Genomic DNA, 15,248 nt, shown 5'->3' with positions numbered 1-15,248 from the left:
GGGCCATGCTAAAGAGAACTTCATTCATCCTCGCGATCTGCCTTGTGGCATCGGGATGTGTCGAATCCATTTCGGAAGGGGCTGTGCGCAACAACACGCCCGCCGGGCAACCCAACGTCGTGGCCATCGCCGAAGACACCGGCACGGATGGCGGGCCGCTGTCGCGGCTGGAGGCCGGGATCTTCATTGATCCCGATGGCTGCCACATCTGGATGATCGACGACGGGCTGGAAGGCTATTGGTCCCGGCGGCTTGATCCGCGTTCGGGCCTGCCGGTGTGCACGCAACCTGCGCCTCCGGGGTCGGTTGTGGGCGACTTCAGCTCGGGCAGCCCGGGCATTGAAGATCGCGTGCCGCGTTTGAACTGAACGCGGGTCTTGGTGATGAAACGGGCGGTCTCCATGGGGCCGCCTTTTTCTTGTGCGAATGGCAGGTGTGGCGTTGGACCGGGGCGTGAGCCACGAAATATTGGTTAAAATCGCAGATCGGATGTGGACAAATCGGGGGGTGAGGGGCCAGACTCAAGCCATTCAGGCGCTTCGGATGGCCCGGGGCGACGCCAGCGACCGGAGTTTTCCTTGGCAATCAATCCGCTGCCCCATCCAGATCCCTCCAGCGAAACCCCTGTGGCCAGCGATTCCACCGAACGCACCCTCGAATTTCCCGACAACCGCCTGTTGATCGAGCTGTGCGGTGAGTTCGACCGCAACCTTGCGCAGATCGAGCATTTGCTGTCGGTTCACATCCTGCGGCGTGGCAATGCGCTGGCCGTGCTTGGGGAAGCCCGCGACCGCGCCGTTGACGTGTTGCAGTCGCTTTACGAGCGGGTCGAAGCCGGAAAATCGCTGGAGCCCGGCGATATCGATGCGGCCGTGCGTCTGGATGGATCGGATCGGGGCACCGGTGTGCGGGACGGCGATCAGATCGAGATGTTCAAGGGCGGCGATCTAGAGATTGGCACCCGCAAGAAAACCGTCGAACCCCGCACGCAGGCGCAACAGGCCTATGTGCGCGCGCTGTTCCAGAACGAGCTGGCCTTCGGGATCGGTCCGGCGGGCACCGGCAAGACCTATCTTGCGGTTGCGGTTGCGGTGAACCAGATGATGGGCGGCCACGTCGACAAGATCATCCTCAGCCGCCCGGCGGTGGAGGCGGGCGAACGGCTTGGGTTCCTGCCCGGTGACATGAAGGACAAGGTCGATCCCTACATGCAGCCGCTTTACGACGCGCTGAATGATTTTCTGCCGGGCAAGCAATTGGCCAAGCTGCTTGAGGAAAAGACCATCGAAATCGCGCCCTTGGCGTTCATGCGCGGGCGCACCTTGTCGAATGCCTTCGTGGTTCTGGATGAGGCGCAGAATGCCACGTCGATGCAGATGAAGATGTTCCTGACCCGCCTTGGTCAAGGCAGTCGGATGGTGATCACAGGCGACCGCTCACAGGTGGATCTGCCGCGCGGTGTGACCAGCGGATTGAGCGAAGCGGAACGCATCCTGAACGGGACCGGCGGTATCAGCTTCAACTATTTCACCGCGAAAGACGTGGTGCGCCACCCGATGGTGGCCAAGATCATCGAAGCCTACGACAAAGATGCGCCGCAGGGCTGAGCAGGCGCCTATTCCTGTTTGGATGGACGCCCGCTGAAGCGCCAGATTGCGGTGGCGAACCCGATACCAACGACCAAGAGGATCGGGTTTTCGGACACGATGGTGGCAATGGATGCGCCAAATTCCATCAGGATCGTGGGAAGATGTTCCATGTCTGCTCAGCCTCGTTTTTTTCGTTTTTGTCGGTAATCGCGCAACAATGAGGCAAAACTTTGACGATTGTCCTAATGCTTGCCAGCCAAGTGCGCGCGGGTCGGCGGGCGGGCGATTGTCCCGACGCCCGACTTGGCCTAAGCGCAGGCCATGGACATCGACATCCTCATCGAAGACGCCGCGTGGGACGCGCTCGGGCTCGAGACCATGGTGCAGGACGCGGCGCGCGCGACGCTTGCCGCCCTGTCGCTTGATCCGGACGGCTATGCCCTGTCGGTGCTGGCCGCCGATGACACCCGCATCGCGGCGCTCAATGCCGATTTCCGGGGCAAGCCCACGCCCACCAATGTCCTGTCGTGGCCTGCGCAGAACCGCGCCGCCGCCACGCCCGGTGCGATGCCCGATCTGCCGCAAGCCCTCCCGAACGCCCCCCCGACCGAGCTTGGGGATATCGCGCTGGCCCATGGCACCTGCGCGCGCGAGGCCCGCGAAGGCGGTAAACCGCTGGTGCAGCACGCGACCCATCTGATCGTGCACGGGCTGATGCATTGCCTTGGCTTTGACCATCAAACTGAGGCAGATGCAGCACTCATGGAGCAGCTTGAAACACGTATACTTGCCAGCCTGGGGGTCCCTGACCCATATTAGAACCACGGGCATTTCGGCCCGGTCTGTTTCTTGGAAAGGAGCCATGAGCTCAAATCCTGATCCGTCGTCTCCTGCGGCGCGTGGCGCGCCCCCCGAGACCGACGAAGTGCCGGCCCAAAGGCCGGGCTTTTTTGCACGTCTGTTCGGCACGGCTCCTGTCGCCGAAGAGCCTGACCATGACCCCCAAACGGAACATGGCGAGGCGCCCCAGCAATTCGGGCCGCCCCTGCCGTCGATGTCGAACCTGCGCAAGATGCGGGTCGAGGATGTCGCGATCCCGCGCGCCGAGATTGTCTCGGTCGGCATAGACGCGTCGTTGTCCGACCTGGTGCAGGTGTTCCGCGACAGCGGCCTGACGCGATTGCCGGTCTATGACGGCACGCTGGATGAGCCTGCGGGGCTGGTTCACCTCAAGGACATCGCGTTGAAACACGGCTTCAACGGTGAGGGCGAGGATTTCACCCTGTCCGAGGTGCTGCGCCCGGTGCTCTATGTGCCGCCGTCGATGCCGATCGGCGTGCTTCTGACGAAGATGCAGACCGAGCGGACGCATATGGCCTTGGTGATCGACGAATATGGCGGTGTGGACGGGCTTTTGACCATCGAGGATTTGATCGAGCAGGTGATCGGTGAGATCGAGGACGAACACGACATCGAAGAAGCGCAGCCGTGGTTGCGCGAAGAGGATGGCGCGTTCCTTGCGCTGGCGCGCGCACCGTTGGACGAGTTCGAAGGCGAGATCGGCTTGGATCTGGTCGATGACGCGGAAGAGGAAGAGGTCGATACGCTTGGCGGTCTCGTTTTCCTTCTTTCTGGCCGCGTGCCGACCCGGGGCGAGGTTGTCCCGCATCCCTCCGGGGTGGAGTTCGAGGTGATCGACGCTGATCCGCGCCGGATCAAGCGCTTGCGTGTCCGCTTGCCGAAAGAGGCGGCGGAGTGAGCGCGCGCGCGGGCGTCGCCACGGCGGCGCCCGGGCGGTGGCGGGGCCGGTTCCTCGCCGTTTTGAGTGGCGCGGTCGCGGCGTTGGCCTTGCCGCCGTTCGGGGTCTGGCCCCTTCTGTTTCCTGCATTTGCGGTGCTGTGCGCGCTGATCGCCCGCGCGCCGGAGGTCCGCGCCGCCGCGTGGTTCGGGTGGTGTGCCGGGGTCGGGTGGTTTGGTGTGGCGATGCACTGGATCGTGCAGCCGTTCTTCGTGGACGCCGCGACCCATGGGTGGATGGCGCCCTTTGCGATTGTGTTGATGGCGGGCGGTTTGGCGTCGTTTTGGGGGCTGGCCGCCTGGTTGGCCGCGCGCGTTTGCGTGTCCGGCCCGGCGCGTGCTCTCGTCTTTTGCGGGCTGTTGGTGATGTCCGAAGCCCTGCGGGGGCGGGTTCTGTCGGGCCTGCCCTGGGCGCAGCCCGGGCATGGGTTGGTCGGGACGGAAGCCTTGGCGCTTGCCGCCCTTGGCGGGCCGATGGCGCTGACGCTTCTGGTGCTGGGTCCGGCGGCGCTGTCTGCGGCGCTTTACCTTTGGCGGGGCGCTGGGCTGGCAAGCCTTCCGTTGATCGCCGGTCTGGCCGTGGGCCTTGTGCCGTGGATGGGGCCGACGCCCGCGCCTCTCGCGCCCCTGATCCGCGTGGTTCAGATCAACGCCCCGCAGGCGTTGAAATGGGACCCCGCCATGATCCCGGTGTTCTTCGAGCGGGGCCTTGCGTTGACCGCGATGAACCGGCCTGCCGATCTGGTGATCTGGCCGGAAACCAGCCTGCCCACGATCCTGCGCCGCTCCGACGCGGCGCGCGACCGCATCGCAACCGCGGCACGTGGCGCGGATGTGCTGATCGGCGCGCAACGCTATGCCGGGATCGAGCCGCGCAATATCCTCGCCCATCTGGCCGACACCGGAGAGGTCGTGCAGGTTTATGACAAGCACCACCTGGTGCCCTTCGGGGAATACATGCCGCTGCGGGGTGTTGCCGATGATCTGGGTCTCGCCGGTTTGGCGCAGCAATTGGCGGGCGGGTACCACCCCGGCAATGGGCCGGGCGTTGTGGACCTTGGGCCCTTGGGTCGGGCCTTTCCGATGATCTGCTACGAAGCGATTTTTCCGCATTATGTCCGCCGTGTGGAGCGGCCGGATTGGATGGTTCAGGTCACCAATGACGCCTGGTTCGGCAGTTTCGCGATGCCGCATCAGCATCTGGCGTTGGCGCAATTGCGCGCCGCCGAACAAGGGCTGCCACTGATCCGAGCCGCGAATACCGGGATATCCGCCGTCATCGATGCGCGTGGCCGCGTGGTGGAGGCTTTGCCGATGGATGTGGACGGCGTGATTGATGCGCCGCTGCCCGCCGCGCTGCCGCCGACGCTCTATGCGCGCACCGGCGATTTGCCCGCACTTGTGCTGGCGGTGCTCGTTGCAATCACGGGTCTGCTTGTGACCCGCCGGCGCAACGCCCATTGAACCGACCGGAAAAGGGGCGTAAGCCCCGGCGAACCCCACAACGGCTTCCTGACGTGGGGCGGCACTCACATTGGAGCATTCCCCATGGCGCGCGATAACTACCTCTTCACCTCGGAATCCGTTTCCGAAGGCCACCCGGACAAAGTATGTGATCGGATCTCGGACGCGGTCCTTGATGCGTTCCTGTCGGAGGAGCCCGAGGCGCGCGTCGCGGCCGAGACCTTCGCCACCACCAACCGTGTGGTCATCGGCGGTGAGGTTGGCCTGAGCGATCAGGACAAGCTGAAAGAATACATGGGCCGCATCGACGCCATCGCGCGCGATTGTATCCGCGACATCGGCTACGAGCAGGACAAATTCCACCACGAAACCGTGGAGATCACCAACCTGCTGCACGAACAATCCGCCCATATCGCACAAGGCGTGGACGCCGCCGAGAACAAGGACGAAGGCGCGGGCGATCAGGGGATCATGTTCGGCTATGCCGTCAACGAGACGCCCGAACTCATGCCCGCCCCGATCCATTACGCCCATGCTGTGCTCAAACGGCTGGCCGAGGTGCGCAAATCCGGGGCCGAACCCGCGCTTGGCCCCGATGCCAAATCGCAGCTTTCGGTGCGCTATGAGAACGGCAAACCGGTCGGCGTGACCTCCATCGTCCTGTCCACCCAACACCTTGACGACACCCTGTCCTCCGACGACGTGCGCGCCATCGTGGAGCCCTATATCCGCGAAGAGCTGCCCGCTGGCTGGATCACCGGCGACACCGAATGGCATGTGAACCCGACCGGCAAATTCGTGATCGGCGGGCCGGACGGCGACGCGGGCCTGACGGGCCGCAAGATCATCGTGGACACTTATGGTGGCGCGGCTCCCCACGGCGGTGGCGCGTTTTCCGGCAAGGATCCGACCAAGGTGGACCGTTCGGCCGCCTATGCCGCGCGCTACCTTGCCAAGAATGTGGTCGCCTCCGGCCTCGCGCATCGCTGCACCATTCAGCTCAGCTATGCGATCGGCGTGGCCAAGCCGTTGTCGATCTATTGCGACACCCATGGCACGGGCAAAGCCCACGAGGCCGAGATCGAGACCGCGCTGGGGCAGGTGATGGACCTCACCCCGCGCGGCATCCGCACACACCTCAGCCTCAACAAACCGATCTATCAACGCACCGCAGCCTACGGCCATTTCGGCCGCGCGCCCGAGGCCGATGGCGGGTTCTCGTGGGAACAGACGGATCTGGTGGAGGCGATCAAACGCGCGCTGTGATCCATGAAACGCCCGCACCGCAATTTCTATGGCCGCCGCAAGGGCCAGCACCTGAAAGACAGCCAGGAACGTTACCTGGCCGAGGATCTGGCGGCCTTGTCGCCCGGTCCGGTCGATTGGGATGCGAACCCGGATCGCACGCCGCTTGACCTCGATGCGCTCTTTGGCGGGCGCGCGGTCTGGCTGGAGGTCGGCTTCGGCGGCGGGGAACATCTGGTGCATCAGGCGGCCCTGAACCCCGATGTCGGCATCATCGGCTGCGAGCCCTACATCAACGGCGTCGCCATGCTTCTGGGCAAGATCCGCAAGGCAGGGGTCGACAACCTGCGCGTCTTCCCCGGCGATGCGCGCGATCTGTTCGACGTTCTGCCCGAGGACAGCATCGCCAAAGCGTTCCTGCTGTACCCCGACCCTTGGCCCAAGACGCGCCACCATCGCCGCCGGTTCGTCACGCCCGAACACCTCGGTCCTCTGGCGCGGGCGCTCAAACCCGGTGCGGAATTTCGTGTCGCCACCGACATTCCCGATTACGTGCGCCAGACCCTCGAAGAAGTGCCACGCGCCGGGTTCGATTGGTTGGCCGAGTCCGCATCCGATTGGCGCGCGCCGTGGTCCGATTGGCTGTCCACCCGGTATGAACAAAAGGCCCTGCGCGAAGGTCGCGTGCCGCATTACCTGACCTTCCGCAAAACCTGACCTCCGCCAACCGCGCCCCTTGCCCTCTTTGCTTCCGAACTACCTCGGGGGAGTCCAAAGGACGGGGGCAGCGCCCCCAAGCAACGCATCCGCCGCCACCCCCGCAAGAATTGGGGTGTGGACGCCCGCTTTGCCCGCGTCTATCACCAGCGCGCAATTGCAGATGAAAGGCCGTCGCATGTCCTCCCACGGTGATCCGCAGCCAATGACCGCCCGCAGGGGCACGGCCCTCGAAGGCGTGGCCGAGGTGCCGGGCGACAAGTCGATCTCGCATCGGTCGCTGATCTTTGGCGCGATGGCGGTGGGGGAAACGCGGGTCACCGGCCTTCTGGAAGGGCAAGACGTGCTTGATACCGCCGCGGCGATGCGCGCCTTCGGGGCCGAGGTGACGCGCGAGGACGATGGCACATGGCGCATCCACGGCGTCGGCGTCGGTGGGTTTGCCGAGCCCGACGATGTGCTGGATTTCGGCAATTCCGGCACCGGCGTGCGGTTGATCATGGGGGCCATGGCGACCTGTCCGATGACCGCGACGTTCACCGGCGACGCCTCGCTCCGGTCGCGTCCGATGGCACGGGTGACGGACCCTCTCACCCTGTTCGGAACGCAGGCCTATGGCCGCGCGAACGGACGCTTGCCCATGACGCTGATCGGCGCGGCCGCGCCTTTGCCCGTGCGCTACACAACCCCCGTGCCCTCGGCGCAGGTGAAATCTGCCGTGCTTCTCGCGGGCCTCAACGCGCCGGGCGAGACCGTCGTGATCGAACAAGAGGCCACGCGCGACCATAGCGAGCGCATGTTGGCGGGTTTCGGGGCCGAGATCACGACCGAGCTTACCCCTGAGGGCCGCGTGATCACCCTGACCGGGCAGCCGGAATTGAAGCCGCAGTCTATCGCCGTGCCACGCGACCCAAGCTCGGCCGCGTTCCCGGTCTGCGCGGCGTTGATCGCCGAAGGGTCGGACGTTTTGGTGCCCAACATCGGCCTCAACCCGACGCGCGCGGGCTTATTCGAGACGCTGCGCGACATGGGTGCGGACCTGACCTATGAAAACCCGCGCGAAGAAGGCGGAGAGCCCGTGGCCGACCTGCGCGCCCGGTTCTCGCCCGACATGAAGGGCATCGAAGTGCCGCCCGAGCGCGCGGCGTCGATGATCGACGAATACCCGATCCTGTCCGTGGTCGCCGCCAATGCCGAAGGCGCCACCGTGATGCGCGGCGTCAAGGAATTGCGCGTCAAGGAAAGCGACCGGATCGCGGCCATGGCCGATGGTCTGCGCGCGGCAGGGGTCGCGGTCGAGGACGGCCCCGATTGGTGGATCGTGCAGGGCTGCGGTCCGGGCGGGGTCAAGGGCGGTGTGACGGTCGCCACGCATCTCGATCACCGCATTGCCATGTCGTTTCTGTGCGCCGGTTTCGCCAGTCAGGACGGGATCACGGTGGATGATGCCGGGCCGATTGCGACGTCTTTCCCGATTTTCGAGGGGCTGATGCGGGATCTTGGGGCGCGGTTGGACCGGGCGAACCAGTCCCGCTAGGGCGCAAAACATTTCTATAATTGTAGAAATGTTATTTTGCGTAACCTATTGATTTTGAAAGATTTGAGTCTTTGGCGCTTGTGTGTTCACGCGTGCGCACACAGGGTAAGACCCCTTGCTTTGCTCGGGCCATCCACCTGTCCCCGGCTCCATGGAAGCGGGCGCGACACGCGCCAGCCCCTCACGCGGGTCTTGCGAATGCGGGCCCTTCACGTCCCACGCCAGCCCCAGCCGTTCCAGCCCCAGGATCAGCCAGAACCCGGGGTCAAGCTGCCCCCGCTCAACACCAAGCTGCGCCGAATGGGGAAACGCGTGGTGGTTGCCGTGGAAGCTCTCGCCGAAGGTCAGGAACCCCAGCCCGCGCAGGTTGTAGCCCTGCACCGGCAGCCCACGGATTTCCCAGCCTTGGTGACCGCCCTTGTGTGCAGCATGACCCACGGCCCAATGTCCGATCAGGGATACTGCGATGCGCAGGCTGATGCCCCAAAGCACCCACCCGATGCCGCCAAGGGCGAAGAGCAGCGTCGCCGGGATAAGTTGCTGCGCCATCCAATGCCGTTCCACCCATTGATAGATTGGGTCGCCAGCGATCTCGGGCTCGATCTCGAAACGCGGCGGATGGGTCAGGGCAAAGCGGCAATGCATCTGCCACCACGCATCGCGCAGCCACCCCGCGCCGTGCGACGGGTGCGGCGGGCACGCGACCTGCCGTTGATGCCAATCGCGCATGTCATGGGCGCGGATCATGCCGAACGGACCAGCCATGCCCACAAGGGTTCCAAGCCAAACAAGCGTCCGCTCCAGCGATTTGGGCGCCGTGAAGCTTCGGTGGATCAGAAGACGGTGCATGCCAACGGAATGCCCTGCACATAACGTGATCGCGGCGAGCGTGAGAAACGCCGCGACCCCGCCCCAGCTTGGGAACAAGATCAGCGCCGCAATCCCGCCCGCCATATGCGCAAAGGTCCATAGGGATTTCGGCGCATCCCAAGCGATGCGACCTTCGGTGGCGGATGTGTGTGCATCGGAAAAGACGCGGTCCGTATCGCTCAGACTCATTGGATGGCTCCCTTCCATGCGGTGGCAGTCACGCCATCGGGTGTGCGGATGTTCCAGGCGAGCCCAAGGGCTGCGAGTGTCCGGATTACCCACCAACCAGGGTCGATCTGACTGGCGTCATGACCCATGCGCGCCGAGCGCGGAAAGGCATGGTGATTGTTGTGGAATGCTTCGCCAAAGGTCACGAGGCCAAGGCCCGGCAGGTTGCGACCATCAATGGCGATATCGTCCTGCACAAAGGGCCGCTCGCCGCGGGTATGGGCGAAATGGACCGTGATCCAATGCCCGGCCAGCGACACCGCCACCCGAAGACCGATCCCCCAGAGGACGAAGCCAACGCCTCCCAGTGCAAACAGGCCGAGTGCGAGGGGAAGCTGTTGCCATCGCCAGGTTGCTTCGAGAAACCGGTAAAAGCGGTCGCGGGTCACCCGTGGTTCGACGTGCAGAACCGGGGGGTGAACGAGCATCTGTTCGTAATGCATTTGCCACAGGGCGTCGCGCCAAAAGCCGACGTCGTGCTTGGCGAAGGAATGGCAGTCGGGCTGCTGCTGCTGCCAATCGCGGATTTCGTGGATCTTGAACATGCCGATGGGCCCCGCCATGCCGACAAGTGTGCCAAGGTAAACAAGGGCGTGTTCCACCCAAAGTGGGGTTTCGAAACTGCGGTGGATCAACAGGCGGTGCATGCCGACCGAATGGCCAAGACAGAGTGTCAGCAGCATCAGCAGAAGTGTGATGCCCGCCGCGCCCCACGATGGAAAGAAGGCCACGCCGATGATGCCCATCGCCGCCATGCCCGTAAACCAGAGCGACTTTGCGGGCGACCAGATCACGCTTGCCCGGGTAGCGGAGCTGTCGGGACGTGGCGTCACCCGGTCTGTTGCACTTAATTCCTGCTTCATGGCTTGCGTCTCCACGGTTCAGCATTTAACTAATAAGTGAAATCTTCATTTAACCTTTGAGTTAATTGGTGAAATATGTCAAGCCCTGAAAAAGTCTTCGAAGCGCTCTCCTCGACTACGCGGCGGAAAATCCTTGCATATTTAAGGGAAAGGCCGCTTCACGCCGGGGCCATTGCGGATCGGTTCGACATGTCGAAGCCAGCTGTCAGCAAGCATCTTTCGGTGCTCGAGTCGGCTGGCCTGATCTGGAAGAAGCGGGAGGGACAATTCATTCTGTACGGCATGGAGCAGGAAAACCTCGCTGGCCACCTCTGGACGTTCATGCAGGAGGTGTGCCCCCCGTCGCGTGCCTTGCGCCGCGAGGTGCGCGACGAGATGGAGCACGATGACCGTGCCGAGGGCAGCGACCGCTCGGTGACGTGACAAAGCCGGTCAACAGGCTTGGCTGCGTCGGCCCGCGCTGGCACGCGCAAAAAAAGCGCGTTAAAACGGACATATGAGATTCACAGTAGCAATTGACGGCCCGGCGGCTGCGGGCAAAGGGACCATCGGGCGCGCGGTGGCCGAGCATTTCGGCTTTGCGCATCTTGATACAGGCCTGCTGTATCGCGCGGTTGGCGCAAAGGTTCTGGCCGGTGAACGCGCCGAGGCGGCGGCGCAGGCGCTATCCCCCGATGATCTTGCCGACGCCACGGCATTGCGGACACCCGACGTGGCGCAGGCGGCTTCGAAAGTGGCAGTTATTCCGCAAGTGCGCGAGCATCTGCTTGATTTTCAGCGCGCATTTGCGAACCGGCAAGGGGGTGCGGTGCTGGATGGGCGCGATATCGGGACGGTGATCTGCCCGCGTGCCGAGGTGAAGCTTTTCGTGACGGCCAGCGCTGAAGTCCGGGCGCAGCGGCGGCTGGATGAAATGGCCGGTCGCGGACTGAGCGCCGAATTTGCAGAGGTTCTGGCGGATGTGCGGGCTCGGGACGCGCGCGATGCCGACCGCGCCACCGCGCCGATGGTGGCCGCGGAGGATGCGTTGGTCCTGGACACGAGCGATATGGGCATTGCCGAGGCGGTCGCAGCCGCGGTTTCTGCGGTCGCGGCGAAGCAGCCTGGCTAGATCCGATGCCGATGTCGTGACTGCGTGACCTGCAATCGTGCCTTTGGCGGGCAGGGCTTTGGCGCTAGGCTGTACATGACCCAACGCTAGCCGGAGATTTCGACATGCTGCGCGCCATTGCTTTTGCCGTTGTGATTGCATCAACCCCTGCCGGACTTCTCGCGCAAGAGGCCGAGCCGCCGATGACGCCACAGCGCATGGCGGAGGTCTTTTCGGTTCTGGATCCTGATGCGGTTATCGAGCCGAACGGGATGTCGTTCACGATCGCAAATGTACCGGTAACCGTCATCATGGACCCGGTCGCGGATCGGATGCGCATTCTGGTGCCGATCTCCTCGGCGGACGGATTGGATGACGGCGCGCTCTTGCGCTTGATGCAGGCCAATTTCGATACCGCGCTGGATGCAAGATATGCGATTGCGAACAACAGGTTGTGGGCGACATTCATTCACCCGCTTTCGCCGCTTGAAACCGATCAGCTGATCTCGGGCGTGGCACAGACGGTGACGCTGGCGCAGACGTTTGGGGACACCTATTCCTCGGGCGCTGTTATGTTCGGCGGTGGTGACACGCGCGGTTTGATTCAGGAATTGCTGGAGTTGGGTGAGGAACTCTGAGAGCCTGCTCAGCGTAGCGTCAGGCTGTGTTGTTCGCCGGAAAACCTGTGAGATGCACAAGTGTTTGCTTGGATTCGTACCGCGTAACTGTCGGAGGCGACAGCGTCACAGTAGCAAATCGGCGCGGAACGATGTCTCGCGATCCTTCCCGATGATCACGTGATCATGGATCATCACGCCGATTGCATCGCAGGCCAGTTGCACATGCGATGTGACGTCGATGTCGGCCTGACTGGGTGTGGGATCGCCGGAGGGGTGGTTGTGTACCAGAATGATTGCCGTCGCATTCAGTTCGAGCGCGCGTTTCGCAACCTCGCGCGGGTAGACGGGCACATGGTCAACGGTGCCCGTCCCGGCGGCTTCATCTGCGATCAGGACGTTGCGGCGGTTGAGGTAGAGGATGCGGAATTGCTCCGTGTCGCGGTGGGCCATGACGGTCCGGCAATAGGCGACGAGATCATCCCACGACGAGACGACATCGCGTTGCAGGACCTTGGCCTGACCCATGCGGTGGGCAAAGGCCTCCATAAGGCGGAGTTGGTAGTAGACGCGCGGCGTGGCCCCATCGACTTGCAGCAGCCGGTGTTCGGAGGCCGCGATTACGCCGTTCAGATCGCCGAATGCAGCCAACAAGCGTTTGGCCAGAGGTTTCACATCAATGCGCGCAATGACGTTGAACAGCATGAGTTCCAGAAGCTCATATTCCGGCATCGCCGCGTGGCCGCCACTTAGGAAACGGGTCCGCAGACGTTCGCGATGCCCCCAATAATGCGGCCGTTTGGCTCCATCGGCATCAGAGACAAGGCCCCCACCCGCCGCGTGATCGCCGTGCAGTCGCGGGTTGACCTTGTAGCCGGGCGAGAACGCCGGACGCGTTTCTGCATCCGGTGGCGGGGTGCGGGCATCAAGTTCCTCCAGCCCGCGCAGGGCATCGTGCGACAATTGGGTGTCGATTGGCCGTGGCGCCACCCGTGATTTGGCGATGCCGCCGTTGATGAGCGGATGCTCCCGAAGTTCCTGAACCTTCTTGGAGTGTTTGGGGTCGATACGCATTGGGGGTCTGTGTCCGTCAGGGAGATTCGATAAAGTTTAACCTTTATTGAAAAGGTTCCGCGTTAATTCGGGGTTAACGCGAGAGCCAAGAGGCCTGCGGGTTGCACGTTCGGGACAAGGCTTGTATACGCGCGGCCGTCAACTCGGCGGATAAGTTGAGGGCAAGAGATGGGCAGGGTCGGATCAATCCGGCCCTCTTTGTTTTCGGCCCCGCCACCAAACGACCAATCGACGCCCGAGCCGCAACGCGACGGGGCAAACGAAACCAAGACCGGCGGAGACAACCGCGCGGCCAGATCAAAACCGAATAGGAACCCAAAGCCACATGGCAAATGCAACCATGGAGGAATTCGAAGCCCTCCTGAACGAAAGCTTCGAAATTGACACGCCCGAAGAGGGCTCGGTTGTCAAAGGCAAGGTCATCGCAATCGAAGCGGGCCAGGCCATCATCGACGTCGGCTACAAGATGGAAGGCCGTGTCGAGCTTAAAGAATTCGCAAACCCCGGTGAAGCGCCCGCGATCGAAGTCGGCGACGAGGTCGAGGTTTACCTGCGCAACGTGGAAAACGCCCGTGGCGAAGCCGTGCTGTCGCACGAGATGGCGCGCCGCGAGGCCGCGTGGGATCGTCTGGAGAAGGCCTATGCCGCGGAAGAGCGTGTCGAAGGCGCGATCTTTGGCCGCGTGAAGGGTGGCTTCACCGTGGACCTGGGCGGCGCGGTTGCGTTCCTGCCCGGCAGCCAGGTTGACGTGCGCCCCGTGCGCGATGCGGGCCCGTTGATGGGCCTCAAGCAGCCGTTCCAGATCCTGAAAATGGACCGTCGCCGTGGCAACATCGTTGTCTCACGCCGCGCAATCCTTGAAGAATCCCGCGCCGAGCAGCGCGCCGAGGTTATCGGCAAGCTGAACGAAGGCGACGTGGTGGACGGTGTCGTCAAGAACATCACCGAATACGGCGCATTCGTCGATCTGGGTGGTGTGGACGGCCTTCTGCACGTGACCGATATGGCATGGCGCCGTGTGAACGACCCCAAGGACATTCTGACCATCGGCGAGACGGTCAAGGTGCAGGTCATCAAGGTCAACAAGGAAACCCACCGTATCAGCCTTGGCATGAAGCAGCTGCAGGACGATCCGTGGGATGCCGTTTCGGCGAAGTACGCGCTCGACACGACCCACACGGGCCGCGTGACGAATATCACCGATTACGGTGCGTTTGTTGAGCTGGAGCCGGGTGTTGAAGGTCTGGTGCACGTGTCCGAGATGTCGTGGACCAAGAAGAACGTCCATCCGGGCAAGATCGTTTCGACTTCGCAGGAAGTGGAAGTGATGGTGCTTGAGATCGACACCGTGAAGCGTCGCGTTTCGCTTGGCCTGAAGCAGACCATGCGCAACCCGTGGGAAGTGTTCGCCGAGAGCCATCCCGAGGGCACGCAGGTCGAGGGTGAGGTCAAGAACATCACCGAATTCGGTTTGTTCGTGGGTCTCGAAGGCGAGATCGACGGCATGGTGCACCTGAGCGATCTGACCTGGGAAGGTCGGGGCGAGGACATCATCAACGATTTCCGCAAGGGCGATATCGTCAAGGCGGTTGTCACCGAGGTCGACACCGACAAAGAGCGGATCAGCCTGTCGATCAAGGCCGTGGACGGCGATCCGTTCGCCGAATCGATCGAGGGTGTGAAGCGCGGCTCGGTCATCACGGTGGAAGTCACCGCGATCGAAGACGGCGGGATCGAGGTGGATTACGAGGGCATGAAATCCTTCATCCGCCGTTCGGACCTGTCGCGGGACCGCTCGGAACAGCGTCCGGAACGCTTTGGCGTTGGTGACAAGGTGGACGTCCGTGTGACGAACATCGACGCCAAGTCGCGCCGTCTGGGTCTGTCGATCAAGGCGCGCGAGATCGCGGAAGAGAAAGAAGCCGTGGAACAGTTCGGCTCGTCCGACTCGGGCGCATCGCTGGGGGATATCCTTGGTGCGGCCCTGAAGCAGGACGACGACTGAGCCTGTCGCGCCGTAGAAGATTCGGGAGGCCCTGCCGGAGACGGTGGGGCCTTTTTTTATGTGACAAACGGGGTGATTTGTAGCGAGCGATGGGCGGGTTGAAGCGAATGTGATGCGGGCTTGACGGCGGGCGCGTGTAGCATGGCGGTCGT

The 15,248-nt window shown here is 63.3% G+C and carries 16 protein-coding genes and 1 riboswitch; of the genes, 12 read left to right on the top strand and 4 right to left on the bottom strand.

Features of this window, described 5'->3' with window-relative positions; translation table 11 throughout:
• Positions 1–5 precede the first annotated feature (5 nt).
• Both V8J83_RS14845 and V8J83_RS14840 read left to right on the top strand, forming a co-directional pair.
• Entirely contained in the window at positions 6–368 is a 363-nt protein-coding gene (locus V8J83_RS14845; RefSeq protein ID WP_339987213.1) for a hypothetical protein, read from the top strand.
• Between the two features lie 225 nt (positions 369–593).
• Positions 594–1,607 (top strand): PhoH family protein, encoded by a 1,014-nt coding sequence (locus V8J83_RS14840; protein WP_339987685.1) that lies wholly within the window; start codon positions 594–596, stop codon positions 1,605–1,607.
• An 8-nt stretch (positions 1,608–1,615) separates the two neighbouring features.
• Here the strand turns inward: V8J83_RS14840 and V8J83_RS14835 are convergent, their stop codons facing one another.
• Entirely contained in the window at positions 1,616–1,759 is a 144-nt protein-coding gene (locus V8J83_RS14835) for a hypothetical protein (RefSeq protein WP_339987212.1), read from the bottom strand.
• Between the two features lie 151 nt (positions 1,760–1,910).
• On the opposite strand from V8J83_RS14835, the gene ybeY reads away from it, so the two are divergent.
• The 6 genes from ybeY to aroA all read left to right on the top strand — a co-directional run bounded on the left by ybeY (position 1,911) and on the right by aroA (position 8,349).
• Positions 1,911–2,408: an rRNA maturation RNase YbeY gene (gene ybeY, locus V8J83_RS14830; RefSeq protein ID WP_339987211.1), complete on the top strand. Its 498-nt coding sequence runs from the start codon at positions 1,911–1,913 to the stop codon at positions 2,406–2,408.
• 43 nt (positions 2,409–2,451) lie between these two features.
• The gene (locus V8J83_RS14825; protein ID WP_339987210.1) at positions 2,452–3,348 is read left to right on the top strand and encodes a transporter associated domain-containing protein; all 897 of its coding nucleotides are present in this window, start codon (positions 2,452–2,454) and stop codon (positions 3,346–3,348) included.
• Positions 3,345–4,850: an apolipoprotein N-acyltransferase gene (gene lnt, locus V8J83_RS14820; RefSeq protein ID WP_339987209.1), complete on the top strand. Its 1,506-nt coding sequence runs from the start codon at positions 3,345–3,347 to the stop codon at positions 4,848–4,850. Before V8J83_RS14825 ends, lnt begins: the two co-directional genes overlap by 4 nt.
• A 29-nt stretch (positions 4,851–4,879) precedes the next feature.
• Positions 4,880–4,928, top strand: a riboswitch (SAM-SAH riboswitch).
• A gap of 6 nt (positions 4,929–4,934) precedes the next feature.
• Positions 4,935–6,116 carry a methionine adenosyltransferase gene (gene metK, locus V8J83_RS14815; protein ID WP_339987208.1) on the top strand — a complete coding sequence of 394 codons (1,182 nt, stop codon included), beginning with the start codon at positions 4,935–4,937 and terminating at the stop codon, positions 6,114–6,116.
• Positions 6,117–6,119: 3 nt separating this feature from the next.
• Complete coding sequence (trmB, locus tag V8J83_RS14810; protein WP_339987207.1) at positions 6,120–6,812, top strand: tRNA (guanine(46)-N(7))-methyltransferase TrmB; 693 nt, start codon at positions 6,120–6,122, stop codon at positions 6,810–6,812.
• Positions 6,813–6,990: 178 nt separating this feature from the next.
• Positions 6,991–8,349 carry a 3-phosphoshikimate 1-carboxyvinyltransferase gene (gene aroA / locus V8J83_RS14805; protein WP_339987206.1) on the top strand — a complete coding sequence of 453 codons (1,359 nt, stop codon included), beginning with the start codon at positions 6,991–6,993 and terminating at the stop codon, positions 8,347–8,349.
• A gap of 45 nt (positions 8,350–8,394) precedes the next feature.
• Here aroA and V8J83_RS14800 read toward each other — a convergent pair whose 3' ends face one another.
• Positions 8,395–9,408, bottom strand: a complete 1,014-nt coding sequence (locus V8J83_RS14800; RefSeq protein WP_339987205.1) for an acyl-CoA desaturase — start codon at positions 9,406–9,408, stop codon at positions 8,395–8,397.
• Positions 9,405–10,310, bottom strand: coding sequence for an acyl-CoA desaturase (locus V8J83_RS14795; protein ID WP_339987204.1), 906 nt, complete (start codon positions 10,308–10,310; stop codon positions 9,405–9,407). The genes V8J83_RS14800 and V8J83_RS14795 overlap by 4 nt, the downstream gene beginning before the upstream one ends.
• Before the next feature lie 75 nt (positions 10,311–10,385).
• Between V8J83_RS14795 and V8J83_RS14790 the strand changes: the two genes are divergently transcribed.
• The 3 genes from V8J83_RS14790 to V8J83_RS14780 all read left to right on the top strand — a co-directional run bounded on the left by V8J83_RS14790 (position 10,386) and on the right by V8J83_RS14780 (position 12,038).
• Positions 10,386–10,733, top strand: a complete 348-nt coding sequence (locus V8J83_RS14790) for a metalloregulator ArsR/SmtB family transcription factor (RefSeq protein WP_339987203.1) — start codon at positions 10,386–10,388, stop codon at positions 10,731–10,733.
• A gap of 73 nt (positions 10,734–10,806) precedes the next feature.
• Entirely contained in the window at positions 10,807–11,421 is a 615-nt protein-coding gene (locus tag V8J83_RS14785) for a (d)CMP kinase (protein ID WP_339987202.1), read from the top strand.
• Between the two features lie 104 nt (positions 11,422–11,525).
• A complete protein-coding gene (locus V8J83_RS14780; RefSeq protein ID WP_339987201.1) occupies positions 11,526–12,038 on the top strand; it encodes a type III secretion system chaperone in 513 nt (170 codons plus the stop codon).
• A 105-nt stretch (positions 12,039–12,143) separates the two neighbouring features.
• Here the strand turns inward: V8J83_RS14780 and radC are convergent, their stop codons facing one another.
• The gene (gene radC, locus V8J83_RS14775) at positions 12,144–13,091 is read right to left on the bottom strand and encodes a RadC family protein (protein WP_339987200.1); all 948 of its coding nucleotides are present in this window, start codon (positions 13,089–13,091) and stop codon (positions 12,144–12,146) included.
• A 307-nt stretch (positions 13,092–13,398) separates the two neighbouring features.
• Here radC and rpsA point away from each other — a divergent pair, with 307 nt between their 5' ends.
• Entirely contained in the window at positions 13,399–15,096 is a 1,698-nt protein-coding gene (gene rpsA / locus V8J83_RS14770) for a 30S ribosomal protein S1 (protein ID WP_339987684.1), read from the top strand.
• Positions 15,097–15,248 lie beyond the last annotated feature (152 nt).

Origin of the sequence: Gymnodinialimonas ulvae (assembly GCF_037543845.1) — a bacterium.
GTDB classification, from domain to species: Bacteria; Pseudomonadota; Alphaproteobacteria; order Rhodobacterales; family Rhodobacteraceae; genus Gymnodinialimonas; species Gymnodinialimonas ulvae.
Note: the sequence above shows the minus strand (reverse complement) of the source record. Positions and strands in the feature narration are given on the sequence as shown.

What these genes read in the sequence shown, in the direction of transcription:
- V8J83_RS14780 (WP_339987201.1), top strand. Translation starts at nt 11,526, where the DNA reads ATGCTGCGCGCCATTGCTTTTGCCGTTGTGATTGCATCAACCCCTGCC.
- metK (WP_339987208.1), top strand. Translation starts at nt 4,935, where the DNA reads ATGGCGCGCGATAACTACCTCTTCACCTCGGAATCCGTTTCCGAAGGC.
- V8J83_RS14845 (WP_339987213.1), top strand. Translation starts at nt 6, where the DNA reads ATGCTAAAGAGAACTTCATTCATCCTCGCGATCTGCCTTGTGGCATCG.
- trmB (WP_339987207.1), top strand. Translation starts at nt 6,120, where the DNA reads ATGAAACGCCCGCACCGCAATTTCTATGGCCGCCGCAAGGGCCAGCAC.
- V8J83_RS14790 (WP_339987203.1), top strand. Translation starts at nt 10,386, where the DNA reads ATGTCAAGCCCTGAAAAAGTCTTCGAAGCGCTCTCCTCGACTACGCGG.
- V8J83_RS14825 (WP_339987210.1), top strand. Translation starts at nt 2,452, where the DNA reads ATGAGCTCAAATCCTGATCCGTCGTCTCCTGCGGCGCGTGGCGCGCCC.
- V8J83_RS14795 (WP_339987204.1), bottom strand. Translation starts at nt 10,310, where the DNA reads ATGAAGCAGGAATTAAGTGCAACAGACCGGGTGACGCCACGTCCCGAC.
- ybeY (WP_339987211.1), top strand. Translation starts at nt 1,911, where the DNA reads ATGGACATCGACATCCTCATCGAAGACGCCGCGTGGGACGCGCTCGGG.
- radC (WP_339987200.1), bottom strand. Translation starts at nt 13,091, where the DNA reads ATGCGTATCGACCCCAAACACTCCAAGAAGGTTCAGGAACTTCGGGAG.
- V8J83_RS14800 (WP_339987205.1), bottom strand. Translation starts at nt 9,408, where the DNA reads ATGAGTCTGAGCGATACGGACCGCGTCTTTTCCGATGCACACACATCC.
- V8J83_RS14785 (WP_339987202.1), top strand. Translation starts at nt 10,807, where the DNA reads ATGAGATTCACAGTAGCAATTGACGGCCCGGCGGCTGCGGGCAAAGGG.
- V8J83_RS14835 (WP_339987212.1), bottom strand. Translation starts at nt 1,759, where the DNA reads ATGGAACATCTTCCCACGATCCTGATGGAATTTGGCGCATCCATTGCC.
- aroA (WP_339987206.1), top strand. Translation starts at nt 6,991, where the DNA reads ATGTCCTCCCACGGTGATCCGCAGCCAATGACCGCCCGCAGGGGCACG.